Annotated in this window: 28 protein-coding genes, 5 pseudogenes and 1 other annotated feature; of the genes and pseudogenes, 11 read left to right on the top strand and 22 right to left on the bottom strand. The window is 46.6% G+C overall.

Going from position 1 to position 26941, the window contains the following annotated elements:
- Positions 1-146: 146 nt before the first annotated feature.
- The 6 genes and pseudogenes from PKHYL_RS06075 (at position 147) to PKHYL_RS06050 (ending at position 5892) form a co-directional block, all read left to right on the top strand.
- Positions 147-1416, top strand: a pseudogene (locus tag PKHYL_RS06075) (putative DNA modification/repair radical SAM protein).
- A 319-nt stretch (positions 1417-1735) separates the two neighbouring features.
- Positions 1736-2443, top strand: coding sequence for a TIGR03915 family putative DNA repair protein (locus PKHYL_RS06070; protein WP_240366223.1), 708 nt, complete (start codon positions 1736-1738; stop codon positions 2441-2443).
- Positions 2400-2609 (top strand): DUF4130 domain-containing protein, encoded by a 210-nt coding sequence (locus PKHYL_RS06065; protein ID WP_240366222.1) that lies wholly within the window; start codon positions 2400-2402, stop codon positions 2607-2609. The genes PKHYL_RS06070 and PKHYL_RS06065 overlap by 44 nt, the downstream gene beginning before the upstream one ends.
- A gap of 154 nt (positions 2610-2763) precedes the next feature.
- Positions 2764-3874 (top strand): annotated as a pseudogene (locus tag PKHYL_RS06060) (glycosyltransferase); the annotation flags it as partial.
- Positions 3875-4208: 334 nt separating this feature from the next.
- A complete protein-coding gene (locus PKHYL_RS06055) occupies positions 4209-4586 on the top strand; it encodes an agmatine deiminase family protein (protein WP_083328835.1) in 378 nt (125 codons plus the stop codon).
- Positions 4519-5892, top strand: coding sequence for an NAD-dependent succinate-semialdehyde dehydrogenase (locus PKHYL_RS06050; RefSeq protein WP_071001853.1), 1374 nt, complete (start codon positions 4519-4521; stop codon positions 5890-5892). The genes PKHYL_RS06055 and PKHYL_RS06050 overlap by 68 nt, the downstream gene beginning before the upstream one ends.
- Positions 5893-5980: 88 nt before the next feature.
- On the opposite strand, the gene PKHYL_RS06045 is transcribed toward PKHYL_RS06050, so the two are convergent.
- The 5 genes and pseudogenes from PKHYL_RS06045 to PKHYL_RS06025 all read right to left on the bottom strand — a co-directional run bounded on the left by PKHYL_RS06045 (position 5981) and on the right by PKHYL_RS06025 (position 10623).
- Entirely contained in the window at positions 5981-6613 is a 633-nt protein-coding gene (locus PKHYL_RS06045) for an APC family permease (RefSeq protein WP_240366221.1), read from the bottom strand.
- The gene (locus tag PKHYL_RS06040; RefSeq protein ID WP_240366220.1) at positions 6592-7107 is read right to left on the bottom strand and encodes an amino acid permease; all 516 of its coding nucleotides are present in this window, start codon (positions 7105-7107) and stop codon (positions 6592-6594) included. The genes PKHYL_RS06045 and PKHYL_RS06040 overlap by 22 nt, the downstream gene beginning before the upstream one ends.
- A gap of 5 nt (positions 7108-7112) precedes the next feature.
- Complete coding sequence (locus tag PKHYL_RS06035) at positions 7113-7424, bottom strand: amino acid permease (protein WP_240366219.1); 312 nt, start codon at positions 7422-7424, stop codon at positions 7113-7115.
- Positions 7425-7698: 274 nt separating this feature from the next.
- Positions 7699-8984, bottom strand: a pseudogene (gene gabT / locus PKHYL_RS06030) (4-aminobutyrate--2-oxoglutarate transaminase).
- A 176-nt stretch (positions 8985-9160) separates the two neighbouring features.
- Positions 9161-10623 (bottom strand): annotated as a pseudogene (locus PKHYL_RS06025) (NAD-dependent succinate-semialdehyde dehydrogenase).
- A gap of 224 nt (positions 10624-10847) precedes the next feature.
- Here PKHYL_RS06025 and PKHYL_RS06020 point away from each other — a divergent pair.
- Complete coding sequence (locus PKHYL_RS06020) at positions 10848-11612, top strand: IclR family transcriptional regulator (RefSeq protein ID WP_071001857.1); 765 nt, start codon at positions 10848-10850, stop codon at positions 11610-11612.
- Positions 11613-11620: 8 nt separating this feature from the next.
- Here the strand turns inward: PKHYL_RS06020 and PKHYL_RS06015 are convergent, their stop codons facing one another.
- From PKHYL_RS06015 to PKHYL_RS06005, 3 genes are all read right to left on the bottom strand, one after another.
- Complete coding sequence (locus PKHYL_RS06015; RefSeq protein WP_240366218.1) at positions 11621-11818, bottom strand: hypothetical protein; 198 nt, start codon at positions 11816-11818, stop codon at positions 11621-11623.
- A 102-nt stretch (positions 11819-11920) separates the two neighbouring features.
- Positions 11921-13138: a CaiB/BaiF CoA transferase family protein gene (locus PKHYL_RS06010; protein ID WP_240366217.1), complete on the bottom strand. Its 1218-nt coding sequence runs from the start codon at positions 13136-13138 to the stop codon at positions 11921-11923.
- 216 nt (positions 13139-13354) lie between these two features.
- Positions 13355-14539 carry an acyl-CoA dehydrogenase gene (locus PKHYL_RS06005; protein ID WP_223335234.1) on the bottom strand — a complete coding sequence of 395 codons (1185 nt, stop codon included), beginning with the start codon at positions 14537-14539 and terminating at the stop codon, positions 13355-13357.
- A 204-nt stretch (positions 14540-14743) separates the two neighbouring features.
- On the opposite strand from PKHYL_RS06005, the gene PKHYL_RS06000 reads away from it, so the two are divergent.
- Complete coding sequence (locus PKHYL_RS06000) at positions 14744-15574, top strand: IclR family transcriptional regulator (RefSeq protein ID WP_223335235.1); 831 nt, start codon at positions 14744-14746, stop codon at positions 15572-15574.
- Positions 15575-15673: 99 nt separating this feature from the next.
- On the opposite strand, the pseudogene PKHYL_RS17270 reads toward PKHYL_RS06000, so the two are convergent.
- From PKHYL_RS17270 to PKHYL_RS05985, 5 genes and pseudogenes are all read right to left on the bottom strand, one after another.
- Positions 15674-16481, bottom strand: a pseudogene (locus PKHYL_RS17270) (hypothetical protein).
- A gap of 275 nt (positions 16482-16756) precedes the next feature.
- Positions 16757-17359, bottom strand: a complete 603-nt coding sequence (locus PKHYL_RS17265) for an FAD-binding protein (RefSeq protein ID WP_269778271.1) — start codon at positions 17357-17359, stop codon at positions 16757-16759.
- A gap of 26 nt (positions 17360-17385) precedes the next feature.
- Complete coding sequence (locus tag PKHYL_RS17260) at positions 17386-17559, bottom strand: L-lactate permease (RefSeq protein ID WP_269778270.1); 174 nt, start codon at positions 17557-17559, stop codon at positions 17386-17388.
- Positions 17556-18071: an L-lactate permease gene (locus tag PKHYL_RS05990; protein WP_269778269.1), complete on the bottom strand. Its 516-nt coding sequence runs from the start codon at positions 18069-18071 to the stop codon at positions 17556-17558. The genes PKHYL_RS17260 and PKHYL_RS05990 overlap by 4 nt, the downstream gene beginning before the upstream one ends.
- A gap of 51 nt (positions 18072-18122) precedes the next feature.
- Positions 18123-19040 (bottom strand): L-lactate permease, encoded by a 918-nt coding sequence (locus PKHYL_RS05985; protein WP_240366216.1) that lies wholly within the window; start codon positions 19038-19040, stop codon positions 18123-18125.
- Positions 19041-19425: 385 nt separating this feature from the next.
- Between PKHYL_RS05985 and PKHYL_RS05980 the strand changes: the two genes are divergently transcribed.
- Both PKHYL_RS05980 and PKHYL_RS05975 read left to right on the top strand, forming a co-directional pair.
- On the top strand, positions 19426-19959 hold the full coding sequence (locus PKHYL_RS05980; protein ID WP_240366215.1) for a LysR family transcriptional regulator: 534 nt from the start codon (positions 19426-19428) through the stop codon (positions 19957-19959).
- 87 nt (positions 19960-20046) lie between these two features.
- A complete protein-coding gene (locus tag PKHYL_RS05975) occupies positions 20047-20235 on the top strand; it encodes a hypothetical protein (RefSeq protein ID WP_240366214.1) in 189 nt (62 codons plus the stop codon).
- A 95-nt stretch (positions 20236-20330) separates the two neighbouring features.
- On the opposite strand, the gene PKHYL_RS05970 is transcribed toward PKHYL_RS05975, so the two are convergent.
- Positions 20331-20531 carry a hypothetical protein gene (locus PKHYL_RS05970; protein ID WP_240366213.1) on the bottom strand — a complete coding sequence of 67 codons (201 nt, stop codon included), beginning with the start codon at positions 20529-20531 and terminating at the stop codon, positions 20331-20333.
- A complete protein-coding gene (locus tag PKHYL_RS05965; RefSeq protein WP_240366212.1) occupies positions 20480-21025 on the bottom strand; it encodes an HAD family hydrolase in 546 nt (181 codons plus the stop codon). Before PKHYL_RS05965 ends, PKHYL_RS05970 begins: the two co-directional genes overlap by 52 nt.
- Positions 21026-21502: 477 nt before the next feature.
- On the opposite strand from PKHYL_RS05965, the gene PKHYL_RS05960 reads away from it, so the two are divergent.
- A protein-coding gene (locus tag PKHYL_RS05960) for an IS3 family transposase (RefSeq protein WP_442966124.1) occupies positions 21503-22722 on the top strand; the annotation gives its coding sequence in 2 pieces (ribosomal slippage) (positions 21503-21779 and positions 21779-22722; 1221 coding nt in all).
- Positions 21778-21894, top strand: a sequence feature (AL1L pseudoknot). It overlaps the preceding gene by 117 nt.
- On the opposite strand, the gene PKHYL_RS05955 is transcribed toward PKHYL_RS05960, so the two are convergent.
- The 7 genes from PKHYL_RS05955 to rtcR are packed head-to-tail and all read right to left on the bottom strand — an operon-like array spanning position 22686 to position 26932.
- Positions 22686-23159: a hypothetical protein gene (locus PKHYL_RS05955; protein ID WP_240366210.1), complete on the bottom strand. Its 474-nt coding sequence runs from the start codon at positions 23157-23159 to the stop codon at positions 22686-22688. The two genes, PKHYL_RS05960 and PKHYL_RS05955, sit on opposite strands and share 37 nt — an antisense overlap.
- On the bottom strand, positions 23137-23379 hold the full coding sequence (locus PKHYL_RS05950; RefSeq protein ID WP_240366209.1) for a Hint domain-containing protein: 243 nt from the start codon (positions 23377-23379) through the stop codon (positions 23137-23139). The genes PKHYL_RS05955 and PKHYL_RS05950 overlap by 23 nt, the downstream gene beginning before the upstream one ends.
- Positions 23380-23408: 29 nt before the next feature.
- Positions 23409-23876, bottom strand: coding sequence for a hypothetical protein (locus PKHYL_RS05945; RefSeq protein ID WP_240366208.1), 468 nt, complete (start codon positions 23874-23876; stop codon positions 23409-23411).
- Positions 23857-24231: a Hint domain-containing protein gene (locus PKHYL_RS05940; RefSeq protein ID WP_240366207.1), complete on the bottom strand. Its 375-nt coding sequence runs from the start codon at positions 24229-24231 to the stop codon at positions 23857-23859. Before PKHYL_RS05940 ends, PKHYL_RS05945 begins: the two co-directional genes overlap by 20 nt.
- A 29-nt stretch (positions 24232-24260) precedes the next feature.
- On the bottom strand, positions 24261-24479 hold the full coding sequence (locus tag PKHYL_RS05935; protein WP_240366206.1) for a hypothetical protein: 219 nt from the start codon (positions 24477-24479) through the stop codon (positions 24261-24263).
- A gap of 8 nt (positions 24480-24487) precedes the next feature.
- On the bottom strand, positions 24488-25252 hold the full coding sequence (locus PKHYL_RS05930) for a hypothetical protein (RefSeq protein WP_240366205.1): 765 nt from the start codon (positions 25250-25252) through the stop codon (positions 24488-24490).
- Positions 25253-25270: 18 nt separating this feature from the next.
- Positions 25271-26932, bottom strand: a complete 1662-nt coding sequence (gene rtcR / locus PKHYL_RS05925; protein ID WP_071001868.1) for an RNA repair transcriptional activator RtcR — start codon at positions 26930-26932, stop codon at positions 25271-25273.
- Positions 26933-26941 lie beyond the last annotated feature (9 nt).

Genomic DNA, 26941 nt, shown 5'->3' with positions numbered 1-26941 from the left:
CGAGTAGCATGTATGCTCGCTCACAACCTCTTGATGGATACGACACTATCTGTCGTGTTATTTTTTAAATTTTCTTATAAATACAATGACTTAATACATATTTTGGTAAAATGGTTACTCGTTAATTAATTGGTAACAACCGACTTATGGCAAACATCAATTATGAAAGATTACAGGGCAAGCTCAATATCTTGGCTGACGCTGCCAAGTATGATGTCTCTTGCTCCTCCCTCCGCTGGTACTCGCAAAAACCAAGGCGGCGCTCTAGGCGATGCCTCAGCAACCGGTATCTGTCACAGCTATACCGAAGATGGTCGCTGCGTCAGTCTGCTAAAAATTCTTTTGACCAACCATTGCATCTATGATTGCGCGTATTGTACTTCACGTAAAAGCAACGACACGCCGCGCGCTGCTTTTACGGTTGAAGAAGTGGTTGATTTGACCATGCAGTTTTATCGCCGCAACTATATTGAGGGGCTATTTCTCAGCTCTGGTATATTCAAAAGTGGCGACTATACGATGGAGCGACTGGTCGAAGTTGCCAAGCTCCTGCGTACTCGCGAGCGTTTTAACGGTTATATTCATCTAAAAACTATTCCTGGCGCTTCAAAAGAGCTATTGCTAGAGGCAGGACTATATGCAGACCGTCTGAGCGTCAACATCGAAATTCCGACTAAGTCAGGGCTCGCATTGCTTGCGCCTGAGAAGTCACATGATGAGCTAAAAGCACCGATGGAAACGGTTAAAGAAGAGATTATAACTATCCGTGAGAGTCGCAAAACCCACAAAAAAGCGCCTAAATTTACGCCCGCGGGTCAGACCAGTCAAATGATCGTCGGTGCAAGTAACGAGACGGATCTGCAAGTGATTCAGCTATCGAGTCACTTTTACAAAACCTACGATCTCAAGCGTGTCTATTACTCAGGTTATGTACCGATGCTCTCTGATAATCGCTTGCCAGCGATTGGGACCCCTGTGCCGATGGTGCGCGAGAACCGTCTATATCAAGCAGATTGGTTAATGCGTTTTTATGGGTTTGGTGCGCATGAAATTGTCGAGCCAGAATCGCCATTTTTGGACTTAGACTGTGACCCAAAACTGGCGTGGGCGATACGCCATCGCGAGCATTTCCCCGTCAATATTCAGACAGCGACTTATGAGATGATCGTGCGTATCCCTGGCATCGGTACCAAGACGGCCAAAAAAATCGTCAAAGCGCGCAAATTTAACCAGTTGACGCTCTATCATCTAAAAAAGATGGGAGCCGCGGTCAACCGTGCCAAGTATTTTATCGCAACCACTGGCAAAAACGAGCACCTTGCCCATTTGACACGCGATAACTTCCGTCAGTATGTACTGGCGCAAACGCAGACCAAGTTTAAAGATCAACGTAGCGGACAGCTAGCGTTGTTTTAAATTCTGGCATTGTCATAAATATAAATCAATCTAGGGCGTGTTGAACATTCGCAAATAGGCACTGCTGATCGCTAAAACTGTTCCAGACAAGGCACAAAGCGACGATAATGCAGATGCCTTAGCGAGATTTGTAACGCAGTATGGGGCAATTTTAGCATCAGCCCCAACGATAAAAAAGCAGGGGGACAGGACTCTTTTTGCAGCCTCTGTCACGCGATGCGAACAGCACGCAAGAAAAATATCCCCAGTAGCATTTGACAATACTTACATACATTTTATGGCGAGCCAAAATACATTTCACATCGTTTCAGGATAAACCATGTCAGCACTTGTGCAAAACGACAATTATACTATCGGTCAGTTAACGCCCAGCATTGTGCTGTATGAGCCAAGCTTTGAGGGCTGGCTCAGCGCGGTGTTTTATGTCTATGCCAATCGATTGCAAGAAGACGCCTCACTCAAACTCACCGCTCAAGACTGTTATATACCCTCCTTGATTGCGCAAGCGATTAGCGTCGCAACGGATGCAGACAACGCAGAGCGCGTATTGGTTAAACTAAATAGCTTGCTTGGTCGCTCAGGTATGCGCAATATCTTGTGGGGGTTTTTATCAGAAAAGGACGATATCGGCACGACTTTATTCCGTGTGGTTAAGTATGCCATTGACTACCCTAGCCGAAATATCATGCAAGATCTTGGTCACTTGGATGTGTTAGAGCTGGTACAGACGGTCAAATCCGTCGGCCGTGAAAAACATCGCATGGAGGCCTTTGTACGTTTTGAGCACACGACCGATGATATTTATTTTGCACGGGTCGAGCCTGATTTTAATGTATTGCCACTGATTGGGGAGCATTTTCGTCAGCGTTATCAAGATCAGCACTGGGCGATTTATGATCTGACACGCGGCTACGGCATTTATTATGATAAAAGTAATAGCACGCCTACTCGTCCCGCGCCGCTACAAACCATCACCGACCTTGATGATGCGGTACTACGCAATCCTGCCAGCATTCATAGCCCCTGATGAGCAGCGTTATCAAAAGTTTTGGCAAGGCTACTTTACCAACGTCAATATCAAGGAGCGCAAAAATCCCAAGCTACACAGGCAATATCTACCGCAGCGATATTGGAAATACTTAAGCGAAAAACAAGTATTGCCCAACGCTGAGCATCTACAAAAACGCCGCTAAATACATTTGAGTAGTTTTGAGCCAAGAAAATTATGCTCATATCTGCTGGAAAGCCACATATCTGACGCCATCTTTTTATCTTGATGGTTGAGTTTTATGCGCTTTTAACTGACAATAGCAGCTTGATCCTCCCTAACCTGTGACCTATGTTATTATGAAAGTGATGCGCCTACTGTCGTCTTTGAAGCATGATGAATCCGAGCGCGGTATTTTTCATCTTGGGCGCGCACTGGTCAAAAACGGGCATACCTCGATCATTGTTTCTAGCGCTGATGAGAGCAATGACTTGGTCAGACGGCTCAAGCGTGATGGCAATCACTATCATCAAGTCCACATGAACAAAAAAATCGTGGCTGTCATTGCTGCAAGTTTCAGCACTACGGCATTTGATTGAGAAGTATGAGCCTGATGTCATTCATGTACATTCGCGCACCCCTGCATGGATATTGCATTTAGCATTGCGCCGAGCGCGGGTCAAGCGTTTCCCAAAGCTGGTCTCGACCATGTATGGGTTTTATCCTATCAATAAATACTCTCAAGCATTGCTCAATGTCGATACAATTATAACGGTCTCTGATAGCGTCACCCAATATCTAACAAGAAGACTGCGCCGCGAGGAAGCCGATCCCAAAGTCATCACGCGTATCTACCGCGGCATTGATACTCGGCGCTATCCTTATCGGCACAATCCATCGGTCTATTGGTTGCGTCATACCTTTGCGGAATATCCTGAGCTTGAGCATAAGAAGTGGCTCGTATTTCCAACGGTCATTGGCAATGAGTATGGTCAAGAATGGCTGATTGATATCTTGGGCAATCTACAAGAGCAATTTCCCAATATTCATGTCATCATTATGGACGATGATGATAAAGATGGTGATGTCGCTCATGAAGACTTTCGTCAACGTACTCACAGTCTGGGGTTGGCTGAGCGCATTACTTATGTGGGTAGCAAGCGTAATGACATGCGTGAATGGCTCTCAGCGGCCAATATCGTTATGGCACTTGCCAATGAACCAGAATCGATCGGCATTAATGCCCTGCAAGCGATTCATTTGGGCACACCTGTCATTGGCTGGGATAAAGCCGCCTTTAGCGAAATCTTACAACCGCTCTATCCGCAAGGTTTGGTAAAAGAACACAATGCCAACTCGTTATGTAAAGCGGTGCGCAATCAATTAGAAAGTGTGACGCGACCTGAGATGACCAACAAATTCACCATGCGTGAGATGATCGAAAAGACAATCGCGGTATACCAAGGATTGTACGATACTGCGCTGGCAGAAGAACAGGCTGAGGCCGATGCGCTCGCCGTACGAAGAATCAAAAGAAACCTTAAAAAAACCTATAAACCTGCCTTTGGTGCGGCGGTCAAACATGTCGAACCCATCCCCAAACGCCCAAAAGTCAAATTGATCAAAGAAAAAGCAAGCAAAGCGGAATCGCCAGAAATAGAAGATGAAATAAAAGTAGAAGAAACAACAAAAGTAGATATCAAATCAGAAGCACCTGACGCTGATCAAAAGTCATAAGCTGACTGCCTACCTCTATCTGTGCAGGAGCCAATCTCAGTCATGATGAGATATATTAAGCAAAAAAATGCCATTTCCAGCAATGGAAGTGGCATTTTCAATCTGTATTAAGATGAGTATTCAGTTTAAAGTTACAGAACACGAGCCTAATAAGTCATTGGTGTATGTGCACTTTGAAAAAATCTTTACTCAGCATCAAGTAGTGGGAGTACGCACAAAAGAGATTGTCCATGGCGGCGGTAATATTCATTGTATTACAATGAACCATAATAAATCGCACTTATTAGCGAATGAAAGCATAGCAGCAACTGAAAGTATAAGCATAAACACAAAAATGGATTTTAAACCCAAAAACACGCTAAAAATAAGGAAAAAGTATGAGCGATTATCAAATCAACAATCCAGCCACTGGCGAACTAGAAGCCACTTACCCTACCGCCACTGAACAAGATATCCAGCAAGTCATCGAGCAGGCTGACAACGCCTATCAAGACTGGCGTCAAGTCTCATTGAGTGAGCGCAGTGCACTACTGCATAAAATTGCCGATAGCTATCTGGAACGTCAAGACGAGCTGGCTCGTATTGTGGCGGGTGAGATGGGTAAACCCGTTGCACAAGCAAAGGGTGAAATCGGTCTGGTCGCTGAGATCTATCGTTACTATGCAGACAATGCTGAGCAGCTACTCGCGCCGAATACCATTGACGTTGATTCAGGATCAGCTTCGGTAGAAAAACGTCCTGTTGGCGTTCTACTCGGTATCATGCCGTGGAATTATCCGCATTATCAAGTGGCACGTTTTGTCGCGCCAAACTTTATGGCAGGTAATACTATTATCTTAAAGCACGCGCCTCAATGCCCTAAGACTGCAGAAGTTATCGCTGATATGTTCAAAGAGGTCGTCGTACCTGAAGGTGTTTATAACAATATCTTTGCCACCAACGAGCAGGCAGCGACTATTATTCATGACAAGCGTGTACAAGGTATCTCACTCACTGGCTCTGAGCGCGCTGGACAAGCCGTTGCCAAAGAAGCAGGCGGCGCACTCAAAAAAGTCGTGTTGGAGCTTGGCGGCTCCGATGCCTTTATCGTTGCAGCTGATGCGGATATCAAAAAAGCCGTAAAAGGCGCGATCTCTGGTCGTTTTGGTAATGCCGGCCAAGCCTGTAACGCCGCCAAACGCCTAATCGTGCTTGAGTCTGTCTATGACAAGTTCGTTGAGGGCTTTACTGATGCTGTACGTGGTATGACATTGGCCGATCCTCTTGATGAAAAAACCTTTATCGGCCCAATGTCTTCAAAGGCTGCCGCGGTCAATCTGCAAGCGCAGTTAGATAGTGCCGTTGAAGCAGGCGCGACGGTCCTAGTCGAGGGCGGCCTAGTCAAGGACAAGCCTGGTGCATGGTTCAAACCTGCGGTACTAACAGATGTCACTGAATCAATGGATGTCTACCGTGAAGAGTTGTTTGGTCCTGTCGCTGTCGTCTACAAGGCTCGTGATGTCGATCACGCTATCAAGATTGCTAATGATGTGCCTTTTGGTCTTGGTGCTTCTATCCAAACGCAAGATGCTGCCCTAGCTGCTGATATTGCTGATAAATTAGAAGTGGGCATGGTCACTATCAACGCGCCGTCTGGTACCGAAGCCAATACCCCATTTGGCGGCGTTAAACGTTCAGGATTTGGTCGCGAGCTTGGTACGCTTGGTATCACTGAGTTCTTAAACTATAAGCTTATCCGTGATAAGTCTTAATCGTATAAGCACTTGATTGTATGCACTAAAAAAGCCTAACGTTTGACGTTAGGCTTTTTAAGGTAGTTAACTGACTAAAATGAGACTATTATTTATATGGATTTTCTTTTAACCATTGTTGATTAATGATTTTGAGCTCATGCAGCTCATGATCCATAATCTCTTTACTCTTACCAGGGTTTTTCATTGACGCATAGCCATACATTGCGCCGCCAAGAACCGTCCAGCCAAGGAAAATCCACCACTCGATAGGAACCAATGCCGACGGCATACCTGGCAGATAAAGCGCCAACATACCAAGGCTGAGTATGATTGTGATGACACCAACCAATTTACCTGCTGGTACTCTAAATGGACGTATCATATTAGGCTCACGGTAGCGTAGCACTAAAAATGACAATGCAACACAAGTATAAGCGATAACGATACCAAAGCCGCCTGCATCAACAATCCACACGAGCATTTTGCGACCAAATAATGGCGCTAGTGTGGCAAGGCCACCGATCAACAAGATCGCATTGACTGGGGTGTTGTATTTAGGATGTAGCTTGCACAAGAACTGTGGCAACATGTGCGTTTTACCCATGGCGTACAATAAGCGACTGCCACCAATAAGAAACGCGTTCCAGCTTGATAAAATACCCAGTACACCGCCGATAACTAGCAGCGTACCTGCCCATTTGCCATTCCATGCATTGGTCATCGCATCAGCGGTTGCCAATGTTGAATCTTATGTGCTTGCAATAGCGGCAGGGTTTTGCCCACACTCCAAGCGACAGCCACGTACCAAAGCACGGCAATGATAATAGAGACAATCAAAAATTTGCCGATATTTGGACGCGTTAGGTTGATTTCTTCTGCGGCTTGTGGAATCACATCGAAGCCCACGAATAAAAACGGTACCATCACCATCACCGTCATGATACCGCCCATACCACCGATAAAGTTTGGTGCTTGTACTGAGTTGGAGGTTTCAGGATTGAATAATAACGCACCAACGAATAGTAAGATACCGACGCAGAAAATACCGACGACGGCCAACTTTTGGAACCACGCACTGACTTCCATACCGCGTATATTGAGCCAGGTGACAATGATGGAGCCAAGCATACCGACAGCTACCCACGTGGCATAAACATCCCAGCCTGCGACATTCCAAAGATAGCCTTGACTATAATTGGGAATGACATATTCGACAACGGTTGGCAGTGCCACCGCCCTCAAAAAGCAACGACGGAAAAATAACCAAATAAAATACTCCATGAGCAGATAAAGGATATATTTACCCCCAGTGCACGGTGTGTATACGTGTGCTCGCCTCCTGTGATAGGCATAGATGCCGCCAATTCAGCATAGGTCACGCCAATCAAAACCACCACAAGACCGCCAATTAAGAATGCACTGATTGCGCCCCAGATGCCTGCCGAGATAATCCAACCACCCGCCAGCACGACCCAGCCCCAACCAACCATCGCACCGAATGCCAGCGCAATGATATCGAACACACCTAACGTTTTCTTTAATTCAGACATAACCTACTCCTTGTCTGTGTGTCATCCGTGTGAACCTTTTATGGTTACACTATTTCTATTTAATGGAGTAATACCCATCATATTTACTGTATATCGTTTCCGCCAAAGAAAGCCGATTGCTCGTTGTTTGATATTCACATAGCAAAACGGCGCCTTGACTTGCAAGGCGCCGTTTAAAATCACACTCCATGTGAGTGTCATAAGGGCAACCTTGCCGTTATCTTCACTATAACTTTTCAATCAAAATCAATGTTTGATTAGAAGCGATCCATCGCTAAATTTTATGACACTCGATAACTATTAAGCTGCAAGGGATATCTTTAATGATATCAAGACCTTCTTGTAGCACCTCGTCTTCAACTGTTAATGGCACCATCACACGAATAGCATTGCCATACATACCACAAGACGCTAGTAGCAAGCCTTGCTCAAATGCTTTTGCTTTTAGGTTGGCTGCTGCTGCTGCATCAGGTTTGCCTTCGCTATCAATCAATTCAAACGCTAGCATCGCGCCTTTATGACGGATATGACCGATGCTGCTTAGGTTCAAGCCTTTTAAGAACGACGCGATGGTATCGCCAATCTCGATACTACGCTCCAGTAAGTTTTCTTCTTCGATCACTTCCATGACAGCAAGCGCAGCCGCACAGGCGAGCGGGTTACCAGAGTAAGTGCCACCTAAGCCGCCGACTTGCGGCGCATCCATGATATCAGCACGGCCGATGACCGCAGAGATAGGATAACCACCCGCCAAGCTTTTCGCGGCAGTCATCAAATCAGGCTCGACGCCTAACTGTTCAGTGGCGAACAACGTACCTGTACGAGCAAAACCACACTGTACTTCGTCAAAAATAAGCACGATGCCATGCTCATCACAGATCTCGCGTAGTGCTTTTGGCAAATGATGGCGTTACCTGATGGAAACCGCCCTCGCCTTGGACTGGCTCAACAATCATCGCTGCCACTTCACTCGGATCGATGTCTGCTTGGAAGATCATATCAAGGCTATGTAGCGCTTGTTCTTCGGTCACATTCAACTCTTCTGCAGGGAACAATGCATGGAACACAGGTCCTGGCATTGGGCCGAAGTTCTTTTGTATGGCAGTACTTTACCAGTCAGGCTCATGCACATCATGGTGCGACCATGCCAGCCACCAACAAAAGAGATCACACCTGGACGCCCCGTTTTAGCACGTGCAATCTTGATGCAGTTTTCGACCGCTTCTGCGCCAGTAGTCAAAAGAACGCTTTTTTATCACCGCTGATCGGTGCTTTTTCACACAGCTTTTCTGCCAAATCCACATAGCACTCATAGTTGATCATTTGCGCCGCAGTGTGCGTAAATTTGTCGAGCTGCTCATGCACACGCTGGGTGATTTTTGGATGGCTATGACCGGTGTTCAATACTGAGATACCACCGACAAAGTCGATATAACGCTTGCCTTCAATGTCCCAAATCTCTGAGTTCTTTGCTTTTTCTGCAAAGATAGGAAAGGCAACCCCAAGTCCTGTTGGTAAAACAGCTTTGCGGCGCTCAAGTAATGACTGATTGGTAGTCATGGGAATGTCCTTTTCTGTGTTCGTAACATAAATGCCATCTAGTGATTGGCGGTTCAGTTGATACCTTTTAGATATCGAGGGATGTTTGTTTAAGATAAAACACCATTCGACATCTAAAATGTTTCGTTAAGTTTTTGTTAAACGAATGTTCTGCTAAATGCTAGCCGAGTTATTTATTAGCTGATGTCAGAACACCAGTATTTAGTCGTAATATAGTCTTCGATACCATATTTTGAACCTTCACGACCAAAACCAGACTGTTTTACGCCGCCAAATGGGGCAACTTCTGTAGAAATCAAACCCGTGTTATGGCCGATCATGCCGTACTCTAACCCTTCAGTGACGCGCCATGAGCGTGCATAGTCACTACTATAGAAGTAAGCGGCCAAGCCATAAATGGTATCGTTGGCAGCACGAATCACTTCTGCTTCGTCTTTGAAGGTAAATATGGTCGCAATTGGTCCAAAGATTTCTTCAGAGGCGATATCCATATCACTGCTGATATCGGTAATAATGGTTGGGTTATACGTCAGCTCTGAGGCGTCATTGACACTACCGCCCGTGACCAATTTGGCACCCTTATCTAAGGCGTCTTTTAGCAGGGCTTGAACTTTATCTAACGCTTTTTTGTTGATAAGCGGTCCAATATCGACGCCTTCTTCTAAGCCGTTACCTACTTTTAGTTCAGCGACTTTTTGACAAAGACGTCTAGGAACTTATCTTTGATGCTGTCTTGCACGTAGACACGGTTGGCGCACACACAGGTCTGACCCGCATTGCGATATTTGGAAGCGATAAGGCCTGCCGCCGCTTTCTCAAGATCAGCATCATCAAAAACGATAAATGGCGCGTTGCCACCCAGCTCTAACGATAGCTTTTTAATAGTCGGCGCGCATTGTGCCATTAGCGTACGACCGACTTCTGTAGAGCCTGTGAACGACAGCTTATGAATACGTGCATCGCCTGTTAGGATTTCACCAATGGTTGATGATTTGCCCGTTACAATCTGGAGCACGCCTGCAGGAATACCCGCTTGCTCTGCCAAAGCGCCCAATGCTAATGCTGAGAATGGCGTTTCGGTGGCTGGTTTGACGATAATTGTACAGCCTGCTGCCATCGCTGGAGCGACTTTGCGCGTGATCATCGCCGCTGGAAAGTTCCAAGGGGTGATGGCGGCACAAACACCGACGGGCTGCTTGAGCACGACGTGACGTAATTGCGTACTATTGGCAGGAATGACATCACCGTAAACGCGCTTGCCTTCTTCGGCGAACCAGCGAATAAAGCTATTGGCATAACCGATTTCGCCGCGTGACTCAGTAAGCGGCTTGCCTTGCTCAGCGGTCATGATGATCGCAAGATCTTCTTTATTGGCATCAATGAGATCCGCCCACTTTTGCAACAGCTCTGCACGCTCTTTAGCCGTTTTTGCCGCCCAAGCAACTTGCGCTTCATGAGCATAGGCAACGGCGTCATTGACATCATCGGTCGTGAGGCTAGGCACGGTACCGATAAGCTCGTCGTTGAATGGGTTATTGACTTCAAGTACCGCCTCGTCACTGGCAGCATACCAGCCGTCTTTGATAAAACAAGATTGTTTGAGTAGGTCTGGATTGGATAACTGTAGCGTATTTGACATGTTAACGCTCCTTCCTTGTCATATAGGTATGTTTATAAGAGTGGATATAATAGTAGTCATGAGATAATGATTGATAATTGTTTTTTTGTTCAATATACTGAACACGTATTCTATATACGAGACATCATTATAAGAACGATATGTCGTGATTTGCAACCCTTAATCGCATTATTTTGATAATTATCTTGTGCTTTTTCATTTTATTTTACTTTTATAGGTTACTTATGAGCTCGACTGCCGTACCTGCCTTAGACAAAACCTTTCAGATTTTGGACTTGATTACCGATAGCGCCCAGCCGCTGACAGCCGCTCATATTGCCAAAGAATTGGGGCTTCCTCGCAGCTCTACGCATAATATTTTGCAGAGCCTACTGTCCAAGCACGTCATTTATAAAGATCCTGAAAGCCGCTTTTATTTGGGCTCATATCTAATGTATTGGGCGGGAAAGTACGAGCAGCAGCAAGGCGTTGTACGATTGTTTAAGGATTTGATCGTGCAGTATCCGGTGCTACTGCAACACACGGTGACGTTGTCAAAACTGGATTTGGGAGAAGTGGTGTTTTTGGCCTGCCATGAATCACCTGCCCCGCTTGGTTTTACCTTTCGTGCAGGCGTGCGCGTGCCTGCGGTATTTTCGGCGACAGGCAAAGCCATGCTATCCACATTGTCGATGGATAGCATAAAGTCACTGTATAAAGAGAAGTTCCCCACACCCATGACCCAACATGGCGTCAAAAACTTTGCGGATTTATCCACTGAGCTTGCGGTGATTCAGGAAAGTCGAGTGTCGCTCGATAATGGGCAGTTGCGTGATGGGATGTACTGCTTGGGCACGTATATTCGTAATGCATCCGGCACGGCGGTCGCTGGCATGGCAGTGAGTTTTCTGCAAGGAGAGTATGAGTCCAAACGGGCTGAGGTCAGTGCGGTATTGATTGAATTGGCCGAACAGATTGAGCGGCATTTAGGCTTTATAGCTGACTCATAATTGATTGCTTATGTGACGTAGTTGCAGGATTCATTATCATGAACGGCTAATTCGGTGGCAGCGGTAACCTCTAAACCCAATGCTGCTGGTGCTTTTAACAATTCCGCCATACGCTCTGGTATCTCTAAAGGCTCATGCATCTTGCCATAAGAAAAATAGGGCAACGGTCTATACAGACTTAGGTTTTCATGGCTATATATTTTCATGCTTAACATTCCTTGTTTTACACTACTTGGTTTAGCTTGTTTTGTTTAAAAATTCCATTTTTTAGTGTTTATCACTGTAAAGATACTGTGGCAAGCATTGAACTAAACAATGCCGTCCGCCTTTAGCTTGGCGATTATCTCGCTGTCGTAGCCTAAATCAGCAAGCGTACTATCGGTATGCTCGCTCAAACGCGGTGGCGGTGTGCGATAGCTGACAGGTGATGCCGATAATTTGATGGGATTGCCAAGGGCGCGAACGGGGCTGCCTTGCTGAGCGAAACTCACGATCATTTCTCGCGCTTGTGCTTGCGGCATCGCCAAAGCTTCGGCGACGTTATGAATCGCACCGCAAGGTACGCCGACCTGATCCAAAGCTGCAAGCCAGTAAGCACGTGGCTGTTTGGCAAATATTTTAGTCAACTCAGCACAAAGCAGCTCACGATTGGCAACGCGATTAGGATTGGTCGCAAAACGTGCATCAGTATGCCAATCGACTGACAATACCTCACACAGTTTGGCAAATTGATGATCATTACCGCACGCTAAAATAAAGTGAGCCTCACCTTCAGCCGCAAATACTTGATAAGGCACAATGTTGGGATGCTGATTGCCCAGTCTTGGTGGAATCTTATCTGAAGCCAAATGATTCATGCCGACATTGGCGAGTATAGACAGCGCACTATCTAAGAGTGCGACATCGACATGTTGACCGACGCCAGTATGTTGACGCGCCAATAGCGCCGCTTGGATACCAATCGTCAGCTGCAAACCTGCAAATAAATCAATCACTGCGACGCCGACTTTATGTGGTTCGCCATCACTTGGGCCTGTGATACTCATCAACCCTGATAACCCTTGAATAATATAATCATAACCGGGACGCTTGGCATCTGGTCCTGTCTGCCCAAACCCTGTCAAAGACGCATAAATCAGGCGCGGATTGTCTTGCTTGAGGCTGTCGTAATCTAAACCGTATTTTTTGAGACCACCGACTTTGAAATTCTCTACCAAAATATCACTGTCAGCGATGAGCTGTTTGATTATGGTCTGCCCTGCTGGCGTGGTGATGTCTACCGTGAGTGATTTTTTATTGCGATTGATGGTAGCGTAATAAGCGGAGGTGTCATCGCTGAATGTTGGCGGTGCCCAGTGGCGCGTCTCATCACCGATATGTGGACGCTCAACTTTGATGACATCTGCGCCCAGATCGGCGAGCACTTGCGTACAAGAGGGACCTGCCAACACTCTTGATAAATCGAGCACCTTGATACCCTGCAATGCACCTTTTGGTATATCCGTCATATCAGTTATATCTGCCATGAAATTCCCTTACTCTGTGGCGTATTCTTCGATTTTCTGATTAGAAAATTGCTATTCATCATTTAGTTTTTTGCGTTGTTTAATGACCCACTGTTAAATAAATGGTGAGTAACAACTGAAAAACGTACGCCACTGTCGATACTCTTTTGATAAAAAGCCAAGCAGTAACGTACGTCATGAAGTACAACTTTGTTAAATATTCTTAGCTAAAAGCAATTAAAAGAACGCCTGAATGCCTGTCTGTGCACGGCCTAAGATAAGCGCATGAATATCATGCGTGCCCTCGTAAGTATTGACGGCTTCCAAGTTCATCACGTGACGGATGATGTGGAACTCATCAGAGATACCATTACCACCATGCATATCGCGGGCAATACGAGCGATATCGAGCGCTTTACCGCAGTTATTACGCTTAATGAGCGAAATCATCTCAGGTGCAGCGTTGTCTTCATCCATCAAACGACCGACACGTAGCGCGGCCTGTAGACCTAAGCTGATTTCGGTTTGCATATTGGCAAGCTTTAACTGCACCAACTGTGTTGCAGCAAGCGGACGACCAAACTGCTTGCGATCGAGCGTGTATTGACGCGCCGCTTTCCAGCAAAACTCTGCCGCGCCCATACTGCCCCAAGCGATACCATAACGCGCTTTATTCAAGCAGCCAAACGGCCCTTTTAGACCGCGGATATCTGGGAAAGCATTGGCTTCAGGAACGAACACTTTGTCCATGACGATCTCACCGGTGACCGAAGCACGTAGTGAGAACTTGCCTTCGATTTTCGGCGCAGATAGGCCTTTCATGCCTTTTTCTAAGACAAAACCACGAATCTCGCCTGCATCATCTTTTGCCCAGACCACGAACACATCCGCGATAGGACTGTTGGTAATCCACATTTTATTACCCGTCAGCTCATAACCACCATCAACGGCACGCGCACGTGTCGACATTGAGGCAGGATCAGAACCCGAATCAGGCTCAGTCAGACCAAAGCAGCCGACGTACTCACCTGTGGCAAGTTTTGGCAGATATTTTTCTCTTTGCTCTTCAGTGCCATATGCCCAGATTGGATGCATCACAAGGCTTGACTGCACACTCATCGCTGAGCGGTAGCCTGAGTCAACCGCCTCCACTTCCTTGGCAATCAGACCGTAAGCCACACTCGATAGACCTGCGCAGCCGTAGCCCTCGATGGTCACGCCAAGCAGACCCATCTCACCCATTTGACGCATGATATTACGATCAAAATGCTCATTACGGTTGGCATTGATAATACCGGGCATCAATTCCTTTTGAAAAAATTGACGGGCGCTGTCGGTGACCATGCGCTCTTCTTCAGTGAGCTGGTCGCGTAATAAGAAAGGATCTTCCCAATCAAAGCGTGGGCTGGTCGATGTTGCCATATGTCTCTCCTTGATATCAGTCATCCTGACTGACGAATAGTGGTTGATACATATTTGGTTTAACAAGTTATTGACTTTGTTATTCCGCTATGCGAAACTTTGTTTCATAATATAAAACTATTTAAACAAACTTTCGCCGTCCTGTAAACCTTTATTAAAAAATAGGCATCAAAAGAGATAATCATTAAGGGAAATGGAGATAAAATGACAACATCTACATCGGCAGCTATTTCACTACTCGAACGAATGGATCACCTGATGGGTCAAAGCAAGGATGATAATGACCGACAGTTTGTGACGGCACTAGGTCGTGGATTGGTTATACTGGCTGCCTTTGAACACCATGAGCGCCTTACCCATCAGCAACTATGTCAGATGACCAAACTGCCAAAAGCGACCATTAGTCGCCTGATTCATACCTTGACCACGCTTGGGTTTTTGCGTACTAATGAGCACGGACAGTATCAACTGGGCAGTAGTGCAGTACGTCTCAGTGCGACCGCATGGAGTCGTCATGACATGGTGGCCTATGCTGAGCCACTATTACGGCAGTTCGCTAGCGAAAATGAGGTATCGGTAAATCTAGCGACCGAAGTTGGAGGAGAGATGCGCTATCACGCCTGCTGTCGTAGTCCTGCACGCCTATCGGTCAACTTGCAGGTTGGCTCAGCGGTGCCGGTGGCACGTACTGCCATTGGACGGGCTTTTTATGCAGTAAGCTCTCAAGCGAGACAGGCAATGATTATTAGCAATTTGAAAGAGAATTTATCTGATGAAGATTACATTCACGCACAGTCAGCGCTCACTCAAGCAGCCCAGCACTATGAGCAGTACGGCTATACCGTCTCTGATGGGGAGTTCTCTACTGATATCTTGGCAGTCGCGGTGGGCGTCTATGATGTCGCGACTGGGCAATACGCCTATTCGCTCAATGCCAGTGTACCAAGCGCTAATTGGGAAGCGGACGACTATGCGGCAATCATAGTGCCAAAATTGCAGGCATTGGCGGAGCGGATTGGCGGTGGTGATGCGTAAAAGTAAGCGACTGTCACTTCAAGTTTCATCACCATTATAAATGGCTATAAACAGCACGCGCAGTTGCGTTTGGTTTTTGGCATTTGACCGATACCAGGGTTAAAAAGTATTGGTAGGATCTAGGCGCTCATAAAATTGCTGCAAGTCAGGTTCGGCTTCATATAAGTGGCCGACATTATGCTCAGCAGGGTATTTGGCACCGCGCTTGTTTAATAGCTCAAGCATCATCTTTTTGACCTGCTTGGCATCACTGCCCTTTTTAAAATATAATCTTGATGAAACACATAACAAAAAAAGTGACCGTAATACAGCTTTTTTTCTAAGTGCTGAGTGATGCTCTCAGGCAAATTTTCCAGCCAATCAAGCGTGTTACGCGGGATAGCAATATCGAGCGCCAGTATCTCTCCGGCGGTCTCTTCATGCATGACTTCATAACGTATGGCGGCCCCTGCAGCAGCAAAGCGATGCAAAAGGCGCTGTCTGACTCAGCTTGCGTGCAGGTAAAATAACTGCCCGTTTCTGAATCTGCAAAAACGACTCTAAAAAGACTGCGCCTCATAGATGCCATCATCGCTCATTTTGATAATCAGGTGATGCTCATACTGGTTGCGGTACTCAAGCATGCGCTTGGGCAAATGCTGCGGCAATACTTGGGCGATCATTTGCATGACTTTATCGGTCAAATGATTGGGCACCCATGACCATTTACTCAGTTTGGCATCAATACTGCCTTTGATAGAAAACAGCTTGGGCAAAGCATTGGTACCCAGATGCTTGATGCTCAAAAGGTGTCTTTGCCGTACTTGGCAGACACATCAAATATATCGCGGTGCATATATTCGCCCACTTCAGGGACGTTTTTAAAGCTCGATAGTATTTGTCGTCTCAGTAGTGCCAACTCCTGCACACTATTGCTACCGACATAAAAGGTTTGCTCTTTGGTTGCGGTGGGATATGTATCCAGACGAACGGCAAAAACGGCCAACTTGCCTGCACAGCCACTGGCTTCATACAGCCTGCGCTTATCCGCATTAAAGCGGCTCGGCGTGTCGGCATTGACATCCTGTATTCGGGCGACATACTCTTTGTCTGAGGCCAGTTTGTTGCTTTGGGATAACTGTGACTTGTCAAAATAGCCGTTTTGTAAATTGGTGAGGGATTTCTTCGGGCGTATCGCCCAATTCAACCCTCTAAATGATTCACCAATACCAGCTGACCGTGTTCATTAATCTGAGCAAACAGCGACAGCTCCGTGTAAGCAGGGCCTCGTTTGACCAGCGCGCCGCCTGAATTATTGGAGACACCGCCGACGATTGACGCGCCCAAAGTCGATGAGCCAATCACCGAGTGCGGCGCTCGATTGACCGCTTTTAACTCGTTTTGCAGTTGATGCAAAGTCGTACCCGGTAGGCTGATAATTTGCTCATTATCATTGATCAAATACAACTTATTTATCGCCAGTGTATTGATCACTACCACGGGTCTGTCGTAGTCATCACCGCTGGGCGTTGAGCCTTCTGTCAGACCTGTTTTGGCCGCCTGCATGATGATGATACAGTTGCCCTCAACACACACTTCCAGACATTGCCAAATTTCAAGCAGCGTTTGCGGAAACAACACTGCCAGCGCGCTACCGCCGCCTGAGCGCCAGCCCATGCGGTAGTGCTCATTTTTAGCTGGATCTGCCTGTATATTGGCGGCGCCCAGTATTTTGGTTAATTTAACCAACACCTGATCTGATGGTAGCTGGCTTGTATAGGAGGCGGTCGATCGATAACGGTTCATTACTTGCTCTTTTTTTTACTGTGCATTCATAAGGTTAGCGGTCCTTGAACGCCAAAGAGATAAATGGCTGCCATAACGATGATGCCACTGAACAACACATAATAGATGGTTGGTAAGATGGTGCGTCTTAGCGTCGCGCCCTCCATCCCAAGCAGCCCAACGGTTGCTGATGCGGCCACCACATTGTGAATGGCAATCATGTTACCCGCCGCGGCGCCAACCGCTTGTGCTGCGATGATGAGTGAGGGCGAGATATGTGCAAGCTCATAGCCGCTTCATACTGGAACTGACTAAACATCATGTTTGACACGGTATTCGAGCCTGCGATAAACGCACCTAGGGCACCGATGGTTGAGCTGATCAGCGGAAAGGCGCTGCCAAACGTGCCTGCAAACAACTCAGCACTGGCAACTGGCATACTCGCGACATCGGATAGATTGACCCCAGAGTTGATAAAAATCCGCACCATAGGGATGGTAAAAATAAGCACAAACCCAGCGCTTAAGACGGTTTTGCTTGATTCGCTCAAAGCATCACCCAGCGCACGCGTTGGATTTTTAGTTTGCACAAAAGCTGCGATTAAGGCGCTGATTAACAACAGGCCGCCGGGCAAGTATAAAGGACTAAAACCTGCACTGATATCGGCCTCGCCCAAAATCGTATTAAAGTCTAGCGTGGCGCTGCTGAGCAAGTCCTTAAAGTCAGCAAACATTCTCGAACACACCAGTAGCAGCGCCACTAGCAAGTAAGGGAAACCATGCCATCAGCGTAGACATGGTCTTGCCTGCTGGGGTGGCCACATCTTCTTTGCTGACCACCAGTTTACCCATCCAATCGCTTGGCCAGCTGCTTTTGGCTTCAAAGTCCCACGTGGTCTTTGGTACCAAAAATCCTTTTTAGCCGCCTGAATGACAATCGCGACACTGACCAGTCCACCAATCAACGATGGAAATTCAGGACCCAAGAAAATACCCGTTAAAGTGTAAGGTACAGTGAAGGCCAACCCTGCAAAGATGGCAAAGGGCCAAATGGCTAAGCCTTCTTTCCAACTTTTATTTTTACCAAAAAAGCGGGTGAGCATCATCACCATCAGCAGCGGCATAAACGTCCCAATCACACCGTGAATGATCGCCACTTGGGTGGTAATCAGTTGTAAAAATTCTTCCCATTGCATGCCTTCTTGCGCCAGCAGCGCACTGATGGCCACGGTATCTAGACCCTTATTCACCCCAATAACAATCGGCGTACCGACCGCCCCGAACGATACGGGCGTGCTTTGGATCATCATCCCCATAAGCACCGCACCCAATGCAGGAAACCCTATCGCGACCAGCAGCGGTGCCGCAATTGCAGCCGGTGTGCCAAAGCCCGATGCACCTTCCAAAAACGTACCAAAACACCATGCAATGATGATGGCTTGCACTCGGCGGTCAGGCGATACGTTGATAAAACCTGCGCGAATCACTGCTATAGCGCCCGTGTGTTTTAGAGTATTTAATAAGAACAGCGCACCAAATACGATCCACAATACCGATATCGTAATCACGGTCCCTTGAAGAATAGAGGACGACACGCGGTTAAACGTCATGTCCCAAATAAAAGTGCGAGCGCGGCAGTCACCGCCAAAATGATCGGCATGGTTTTTTGGCCGACCATTGTAGACCAATAAGAAATATGCCACTGAGTATGATTGGCAATAGGGCAAGTAACCCATAGACAGTCTGATTCAAAATTCCCTCTCCCTGTTATCGTCTGTGCATCCTTGAACACCACTCTTAAACGCCGCCCTTAAACACAGTCCTTACATACAAACACTCAATCGCTCAGATTAACAGCCTCATTGTGCTTAGGGTAGAATTCACACACTCTAATTCTACGCTTTACAAGTGCAAAGATAAACGGCATGATCAGACAAGGTTATTTTCCTTTTTGCTATAATACGAAATATATTACCCTGATTAGAGAATCGGTATGATTAAAGCTGATGACATGGTTTTGTTTGTTTTGGTGGTCGATGAAGGCTCTTTTCCAAAGTTGCTGACAAACTGGCGCTGACCAATTCTGTAGTGAGCAAACGTATCGCGCGCCTAGAAGCCAACTTAAATGCACAATTGCTCTACCGAACCACCCGAAAACTCAGCTTGACCGATGCCGGCCGAACGCTGTATCACAAAGCCAAATTGGCTCAGCTTGCCATTCAAGAAGCGGAAAATACTGTCATCGGCTATGGCGAAAACATGAAAGGCCATATCCGCGTCACCGCCCCTGTGGTCTCTTCTGACTTACTACTCAGCACGGCTATCGCTGAATTTTGTAAAAAATATCCTGAGATAACCGTAGAGCTATACATCACCAACCGTTTGATTGATTTGGTCGAAGATGGCTTTGATTTGGCCATCCGAACGGCGGAGCTTGGAGACTCCTCCTTGATTGTCAAACGCCTGATAGACAGTCAATGGGTGATTTGCGCCACCCAAAATTACCTCAACAAATATGGTACGCCGCAAACCCCCGCCCAACTGCAAAATCATGATTGCCTCATCTATAAATTTGATAACACCAGTAGCGACTTGTGGCCGTTATATGAGGGATGGTGCTGAGCTGCTGCTGCCCGTCAGTGGCCGCTTTCATAGCAATCATTTAAGCGCGATCAAACATGCTGCGCTGAGTGATTTGGGCATTGCTTTTTGCCGCAAGCACTAGTGTATAAAGCCTTTCAGCGCCAGACTTTAACCCAAATTTTGCAAGATTTTACCCGCAAGCGTATGGGGATGTTTGCGGTGTATCCCAAATCAAAACAGCCCGATCAAAAGCTCAAATTATTGGTTGCTTATTTGCAAGACGCGCTAAAAGACAAAGAAGCCTACTACTGCTAAAGCACTAGTTTTATAAGCGGCCTCACACCCAACTGTTTTATCAGACATAAAAAAGCCACCTGCTTGGGTGGCTTGTTTGATGTTTCTTTTGGGCGTTATGAGTCGGTGTTTTGCGTAATGATTTGCTGCGCTAATGTGCGTAAGTCATCCGCCATATAATCGGGCGTTGGTACGTGGTTGGCGGGCAATAACGCATTGTGCGGACGCAATAAAAACGCGCCCTGACAGCCTGCTGCCTGCGCGCCTATCGTGTCCCACAGATGGCAAGCGACCAAACACAGCTCGGATGTGGACACGGACAGTGCCTCGGCGACCAGATTGTAAGTCGCAGGTGCGGGTTTAAACTGACGCACCGCCTCAATATGAAATGAGCGCTCAAAAATTCGCTCAACCCCGCCTTTTCTAGCGGTGGCGGTGACTCGCTGGACTCTGAATTGGTCAAGGTCACCAGTCGAAAGCCTGCCTCCTTAAGCAGCGTCAGCGCGGGCACGACATCGGCATACGCGGGCATCTTGCCCATGCGCGTCTTTAGCTCGTCAATATCGGCATCGGCAATCTCAACGCCATGAATATCAGCAACCATCCGCAGCGCGCCGACCCCAATCTCACCAAACGGCGTATACAGTCCTGATAAGGTCAGGGTTTGCGAGTACAGCACCAGCTGGGCGAACCATTCGCGCAGTATGCTGCCATCATTAAAAAGGCGGCTAAATAAAGGCGTAAGGGTACTGATATCGAGCAAGGTTTCATTAACATCAAAGACGAGAATCGGGCGGGTGTCGGTGGGCATGCGTTTTCCTATTATTATTGTTATTGTGGTTTTGGGTTAGGTTAGCATGGATGATGCCTACGAGTTTGTAGCGTTTACACACACCGCATCGTGTCCAACAAAATATGTATGATGATCTGCCACTTCTATATTATAGACATTATCCTCATAAGGGTTAGGACAGACATCGTTATAGCGTTGCATCTGCTCGTGAATACTGCTCTCTAACAATCCTGTTGCATTACCATATCTTTCAATGTTAGCTAGAGCCTTTTCAAATAACTTTTCATCACCAATACTGTTATCCCTTGACTACCCTTCCATCAAAAATTAAAGGCGAATACATTTCTTTTATAAACTTACCAATTGTGTGTGTAGCAGGATCTTTATCTTGACTAAACCTCACATTCAATGTTTTATAAAGCTCAGGGTCTACAATAAAGGTGCCTGAACCGCCCCGGTATTGTCGGAGACTTAACATTCTGAGAGAATACGACAATGAAAAGACAAACCTACACTCCTGAGATTAAAGAACGCGCCGTCCGTATGCTGATCGAAGCAGCAAACGACTATCCCTCCACATGGGCAGCCATTCAAGCCATTGCCCCTAAGATTGGCTGCACGCCTGAAACCCTGCGCTCATGGCACAAGAAGCATATAGATCAAACTATCCCTGCATCGGTACAAGCTCAAAGCCAAGAGCAACGTATTAAAGATCTTGAACGTGAGAACAAAGAACTCAAACAGGCCAATGAGATCATACGTAAGGCAGCCGCTTTTTTCGCCCAGGCGGAGCTCGACCGTCCACCGAAATAATGGTCACATTTATCGATGATCACAAGCAGAAATACGGGATCGAGCCAATCTGTAGAGTACTACCGATTGCCCCATCAACCTACCACCGTACTAAAGACTTGGAGAGTTACCCTGAAAAGCGCTCGTTGCGTCAGCAGCATGACGATTATTATATCAACGAGATTAAACGCATCTGGCAGGACAGTAAATGCCGTTACGGTGTTCGTAAAGTCTGGCAGCAGATGAAGGCAGATGGTATTCATGTGGCTCGTTGTACGGTAGAGCGTTTAATGAAGCAGTATGGTATGCAAGGCATCTGGCGCGGTAAGGGCAAGATCACCACCAATAGCCGTGATGACCAAAAATGCTCTGATGACCTGATTAATCGTAATTTTAATGCCCATCGTCCTAATCAGCTATGGGTAGCTGACTTCACCTATATAAAAACAACTAGCGGCTGGGTATATACCGCTTTTATTATTGACGTGTTTGCCCGTAGCATTGTCGGTTGGAAAGTATCTAATCGCATGAACACGGATATGGTTATGGCTGCGCTAAATCAGGCGATAGCAGACAGGAACAACCCCAAAGATGTGATTCATCACAGTGATCGCGGGGTTCAGTACTTATCCATTCGTTATACTGATAAGATGAAGGACTCTAGCATCATTGCCTCGGTCGGCACGACTGGTGATTCATACGATAACGCACTGGCTGAAACGGTTAACGGGCTGTATAAATCTGAGGTAATTGACTATTTAAAGGAGAATTGGACTGGCGTTAATGATGTTGAACTGGCAACCCTTGAATGGGTGGACTGGTTTAATAAAACACGTCTGCATAGCACGATTGGTTATGTGTCACCTTTTGAGTTTGAAAAGCGGTATTACGATAATTTAACCCTGTCAGGCATCGCTGCCTGACTCAAGTAAATCACTCTCCGATATAGTCGGGGCGGTTCAGCCCTTTCATTAATAACCAACTTGGCATCGGAAGTTTGCATATTAACGGTTTTGATCTCTTCTTTGAACGCTTCTTCTGTATTGGCTAAACTGACAAACTGGTAGCCATCATCCGTAAATCTCACAAACTGAACCAGACCGTCTGTCTCCCATAAGTCATGTTCCTCAATACTTTGAGTATAAGCTGTACCTTCAGGGAAGTTCGGCAAGGTACGCACAGGGATGAACGAGTAATCATCAAGCGCAATCGTATCACCATGAGCAGAGGTTAGATATCCAGCTGGCAAGCGCTCCGCCGATAGCCATTCACCCTCTAAATCTTTAGGCTGGCGAGTTACCCAGAATGGGTGATTGCTGGTGCATAAGATATAATTGCTACCCTTTTCTCCCTCGCGCATCAGCGGTCTCATTAAAATACTCAACTTTAAAGATGCGTTTCTTACTGGGTGATTTAAAAGTGCTGAGTACGGGTTTGTACTCTATATCACCACTACCATCTTCAGACTTAGAGGATACAGGCTTTGATAAAATGAGGTCGCCGACTTTAATATCTTGAATCGGTACTAGACCTTTGTCCGTATGAACGAGCGTGCCTGCAACGAAGCCTCTGTTATTCATGAGTTTTCCTTTTTTTATTATTGATATGGTTAGCTATTTAAACTGGCGTCATGTACCCATAGTCCTACGCGACCAATGAAGTAGGTATGGTTGTCTGCCACCTCAAAGTTATAGACGGTTGCCTGATATAAAATGTGTTCACCTTGCGCGTTGGTCAATTGATTGAACATCCGCATGGTGCCTCCATTATCTTCAATATGTTGGCCCAAATAGCCTTTCTCCTGATAAAAGCTAATGTCATCAACATATCCCATACCCTTATATTCTACTTCGCTGTAGTCGAGCATATGCGCTTCGGCATCTTGTACATAATCATCGTAGTAGTCTTCATGATAATGTTTTTGATACCAGTAATAATTTGGATTGAATTCTAAATTATCATTAGCGACTTGATAGGTAGGTTGCACACGCTCAACGGTATACATTACGCCATCGGTATTCACAGCAATTTCATACTGCTGTAGTTCATCCACACGTTTAAAGTGAGGGCTGGTCATAGAACTCAATATCTTCCTGTGGGTTTTCCATGGCACCGACTACCCAAACAGGGTGATTGAGCGTCGCTAGAAAACTACTAAAGCGACTAGCTGACTTGTATGTTTGATAATCAACCATCTCTCGATCTTTATTAAACTTCTCAAGATTTTTCTCTAAACGCACGATCCACATCTCTTTGTCTTCATGCACAAAGGTCTTGACCACAGGCTTATACTCTATGTCACCGCTACCATCTTCAGGCTTAGAGAGTACAGGCTTTGATAAAATAAGGTCGCCCACTTTGATATCTTGAATCGGCACTAACCCTTTATCCGTATGAACGAGCGTTCCTGCGACAAATCCTGTGTTATTCATGAGTTTTCCTTTTTTTATTATTGATATGGTTAGCTATTTAAACTGGCGTCATGTACCCATATAGCCTGCTCTCCTATAAAATAGGTATGTGTATCAGCGACTTCTATATTATAAACATAGTCCTCGTAGGGGTTCGGGCAAGCGTCATAGTAGTTCTCCATTTGCTCATGGATACTTTCCTCTGTTAAACCCGTTGCATTGCCATATTTTCTAAGATTACTTACTGCTTTTTTTGTATAGAGATTCATCAGAAATCTTATTGTCTTTTACTACCCTTGCCATTAAACATTAAAGGTGCGTTGACAAATTCTATATAGCTTTCTACTGAATGAGAATGAGGAGCCGTATCTTGTGCTAAGCGAATGTTCAAAGTTTTATATAATTCCGAGTCAACTAAGAAGGGGGCTTTTTGATTGATAAGCAACTTAGCATCAGAGGTTTTCCAGTTCAATGTTTTAATCTCATGCTCAAATGCTTCTTTTGTATCCGCCAAGCTCACATACTGATAGCCACTATCTGAAAACTTCACAAACTGAACCAGACCATCTTCCTCCCAAAAGTCTTTATCTTGTATACTTTGTAGATAGGCACAGCCTTCAGGGAAGTTCGGCAAGGTACGCACAGGGATGAACGAGTAATCATCAAGCGCAATCGTATCGCCATGAGCAGAGGTTAGATATCCAGCTGGCAAGCGCTCCGCCGATAACCACTCACCCTCTAAATCTTCAGGATTTCTTTTTACCCAAAATGGGTGATTGCTGGTGCATAAGATATAATTGCTACCCTCTTCTCCTCGCGCATCAGCGGTCTCATTAAAATACTCAACTTTAAAGATGCGTTTCTTATTGGGTGATTTAAAGGTGCTAAGTACGGGTTTGTACTCGATATCACCGACCCCACCTTCGGGCTTAGAGAGTACAGGCTTTGATAAAATAAGATCGCCCACTTTGATATCCTGAATCGGCACTAACCCTTTATCCGTATGAACGAGCGTTCCTGCGACAAATCCTGTGTTATTCATATCCTCTCCTTTTTAATATTATCGTTTTAATCCATCAAACCTCAGCCCAAACTTTAGCAGATACTTCCGCAGTCGGTCGCTGTCATTGTTACTTTTTAGCTGGTTTCTGGAGTTGGCATACAGATAGCGCCCTGCCGCCGCTTGGCTGCTGTGCTGATAGCAGACCTCAATCACATACGCCAGCTGCACCGCATCAAACGGGTCGAGCGCGTCTTTGTCGTCGCTTGATAGATGGCGGCTCAGCACCGTATCTGCGTGCGCTTGCTGCTCAGTTAGGCTGGGCGTATCCGCCTTGTCCACTTGATGTTGCGCGCTACTAGGTAATGCCCACAGATGCTTAAGGCGGGTGATTTCTGCCTTAACATCGGGCATACGAATCACTTTGCCCTCGCACAATGTCGTTAAGCGCGTCATACTGGCGCTTAAATCACGAAAGTTGCCCTGCCACGTCGCCTCAGAACTCATGGCAAAGTCTTCAAAGTACGCACGCGCCTCAGGCTCAAAGCGGTACTGGTACTGCTGCTCGCTGCCCAGACGCGCCAGCTCGTAATCAATATTGGCGGGTAAGTCCTCGATACGGTCTTTTAACGACGGTAAAAAAAACGTCCACGTGTTCAGACGCGCAAACAAGTCGGCACGAAATTCGCCGTCCGCGACCGCTTGGCGCAAATCCTTATTCGTCCCTGCCATCAGCTGAAACGACACATCAATGGGCGTATCGCTACCGAGCGGATAAAAGCGCTGCGCCTCAAGCGCAGTCAAGAGCATCGCCTGTTCGTCCAGCCCCAGCTCGCCGATTTCATCCAAAAACAGCAAGCCACCGTCCGCTGATTTGAGTAGCCCCTCACGGCTCGACGCCGCGCCCGTAAACGCGCCTTTGACATGACCAAACAGCACGCTCATTGCCGTATCGCCGCGCAAGGTGGCGCAGTTGACTTCGACGAACGCGCCGAGTGCCTGTTTGTTGTTGGCTTTGTTTTTCTTGAGCGTATAGATTTGCGTTGCCAGTTGCGACTTGCCCGCCCCTGTCGCGCCCATCAATAAAATCGGCGCGTTGGAGCGCGTGGCGACTTTTTCAATATCAGCAATCAGCTGTTGATAGGCGGCGTTTTGGGTAACAAGATTGGCTTGTAAGGTTTGCCAATGCTGGGCTTTTTCGGCCTCAAAACGCGCGCGCAAACTGTCATAACGCGACACGTCCAAATCAATGACTTGATAGCGCCCTTGTGGGTCGTATTGGTCAGGCTTGGGACACGGCGAGGTCTGAATCAAATCGGCAGGCAAAAACCCCGCCTCAACCAGCAAAAACCAGCAAATCTGCGCCACATGCGTCCCTGTGGTCAGATGCAGCAGATAGTCTGTGTCTTCACGAAAGGCGAAGCCTGTGACAAAGTCATACAGCTCAGCATAGACATCGGCAAAATCCCACGGACTCGCCAGCGTCACCCGATGCCCAATGACTTTGGTATTGGCGCTGACCTGCGCCACATCATCAACGATGACGTTGAACAGTCGCTTGTCGCGCTTGCTATAGAGGATATGCAGCTCATCGACCAGCAGGTCATCATGCAGGCACAGGCTGACGCTCGGCCGCCAGCGCTGCCAACGTTTGTCATTAAAGCCGTTGTCCAAGGTCGTACCGAGAAAGCCGATAACGGCGGTTTTATGACATTTAATCATGTTGCTTTT

Origin of the sequence: Psychrobacter sp. KH172YL61, from assembly GCF_007182895.1 — a bacterium.
Taxonomy (GTDB): domain Bacteria; phylum Pseudomonadota; class Gammaproteobacteria; order Pseudomonadales; family Moraxellaceae; genus Psychrobacter; species Psychrobacter pacificensis.
The sequence above is the reverse complement of the archived record's forward strand: the minus strand, read 5'-3'. Positions and strand labels throughout refer to the sequence as shown.

Excerpts from the sequence above, each read along its gene's own strand:
- PKHYL_RS06070 (WP_240366223.1), top strand. The coding sequence starts at position 1,736 with ATGTCAGCACTTGTGCAAAACGACAATTATACTATCGGTCAGTTAACG.
- PKHYL_RS06050 (WP_071001853.1), top strand. The coding sequence starts at position 4,519 with ATGAGCGATTATCAAATCAACAATCCAGCCACTGGCGAACTAGAAGCC.
- PKHYL_RS05930 (WP_240366205.1), bottom strand. The coding sequence starts at position 25,252 with ATGAATAACACAGGATTTGTCGCAGGAACGCTCGTTCATACGGATAAA.
- PKHYL_RS05950 (WP_240366209.1), bottom strand. The coding sequence starts at position 23,379 with ATGAATAACAGAGGCTTCGTTGCAGGCACGCTCGTTCATACGGACAAA.
- PKHYL_RS06010 (WP_240366217.1), bottom strand. The coding sequence starts at position 13,138 with ATGGCAGATATAACTGATATGACGGATATACCAAAAGGTGCATTGCAG.
- PKHYL_RS05945 (WP_240366208.1), bottom strand. The coding sequence starts at position 23,876 with ATGACCAGCCCTCACTTTAAACGTGTGGATGAACTACAGCAGTATGAA.
- PKHYL_RS05940 (WP_240366207.1), bottom strand. The coding sequence starts at position 24,231 with ATGAATAACACAGGATTTGTCGCAGGAACGCTCGTTCATACGGATAAA.
- PKHYL_RS17265 (WP_269778271.1), bottom strand. The coding sequence starts at position 17,359 with ATGAACCGTTATCGATCGACCGCCTCCTATACAAGCCAGCTACCATCA.
- rtcR (WP_071001868.1), bottom strand. The coding sequence starts at position 26,932 with ATGATTAAATGTCATAAAACCGCCGTTATCGGCTTTCTCGGTACGACC.
- PKHYL_RS06015 (WP_240366218.1), bottom strand. The coding sequence starts at position 11,818 with ATGAAAATATATAGCCATGAAAACCTAAGTCTGTATAGACCGTTGCCC.
- PKHYL_RS06005 (WP_223335234.1), bottom strand. The coding sequence starts at position 14,539 with ATGGCAACATCGACCAGCCCACGCTTTGATTGGGAAGATCCTTTCTTA.
- PKHYL_RS06020 (WP_071001857.1), top strand. The coding sequence starts at position 10,848 with ATGAGCTCGACTGCCGTACCTGCCTTAGACAAAACCTTTCAGATTTTG.
- PKHYL_RS06000 (WP_223335235.1), top strand. The coding sequence starts at position 14,744 with ATGACAACATCTACATCGGCAGCTATTTCACTACTCGAACGAATGGAT.
- PKHYL_RS06055 (WP_083328835.1), top strand. The coding sequence starts at position 4,209 with ATGCCATTTCCAGCAATGGAAGTGGCATTTTCAATCTGTATTAAGATG.
- PKHYL_RS05935 (WP_240366206.1), bottom strand. The coding sequence starts at position 24,479 with ATGAATCTCTATACAAAAAAAGCAGTAAGTAATCTTAGAAAATATGGC.
- PKHYL_RS05990 (WP_269778269.1), bottom strand. The coding sequence starts at position 18,071 with ATGTTTGCTGACTTTAAGGACTTGCTCAGCAGCGCCACGCTAGACTTT.
- PKHYL_RS05955 (WP_240366210.1), bottom strand. The coding sequence starts at position 23,159 with ATGCGCGAGGGAGAAAAGGGTAGCAATTATATCTTATGCACCAGCAAT.
- PKHYL_RS17260 (WP_269778270.1), bottom strand. The coding sequence starts at position 17,559 with ATGATTGCCATTCACAATGTGGTGGCCGCATCAGCAACCGTTGGGCTG.
- PKHYL_RS06065 (WP_240366222.1), top strand. The coding sequence starts at position 2,400 with ATGATGCGGTACTACGCAATCCTGCCAGCATTCATAGCCCCTGATGAG.
- PKHYL_RS06035 (WP_240366219.1), bottom strand. The coding sequence starts at position 7,424 with ATGTCTGAATTAAAGAAAACGTTAGGTGTGTTCGATATCATTGCGCTG.
- PKHYL_RS05965 (WP_240366212.1), bottom strand. The coding sequence starts at position 21,025 with ATGCCCACCGACACCCGCCCGATTCTCGTCTTTGATGTTAATGAAACC.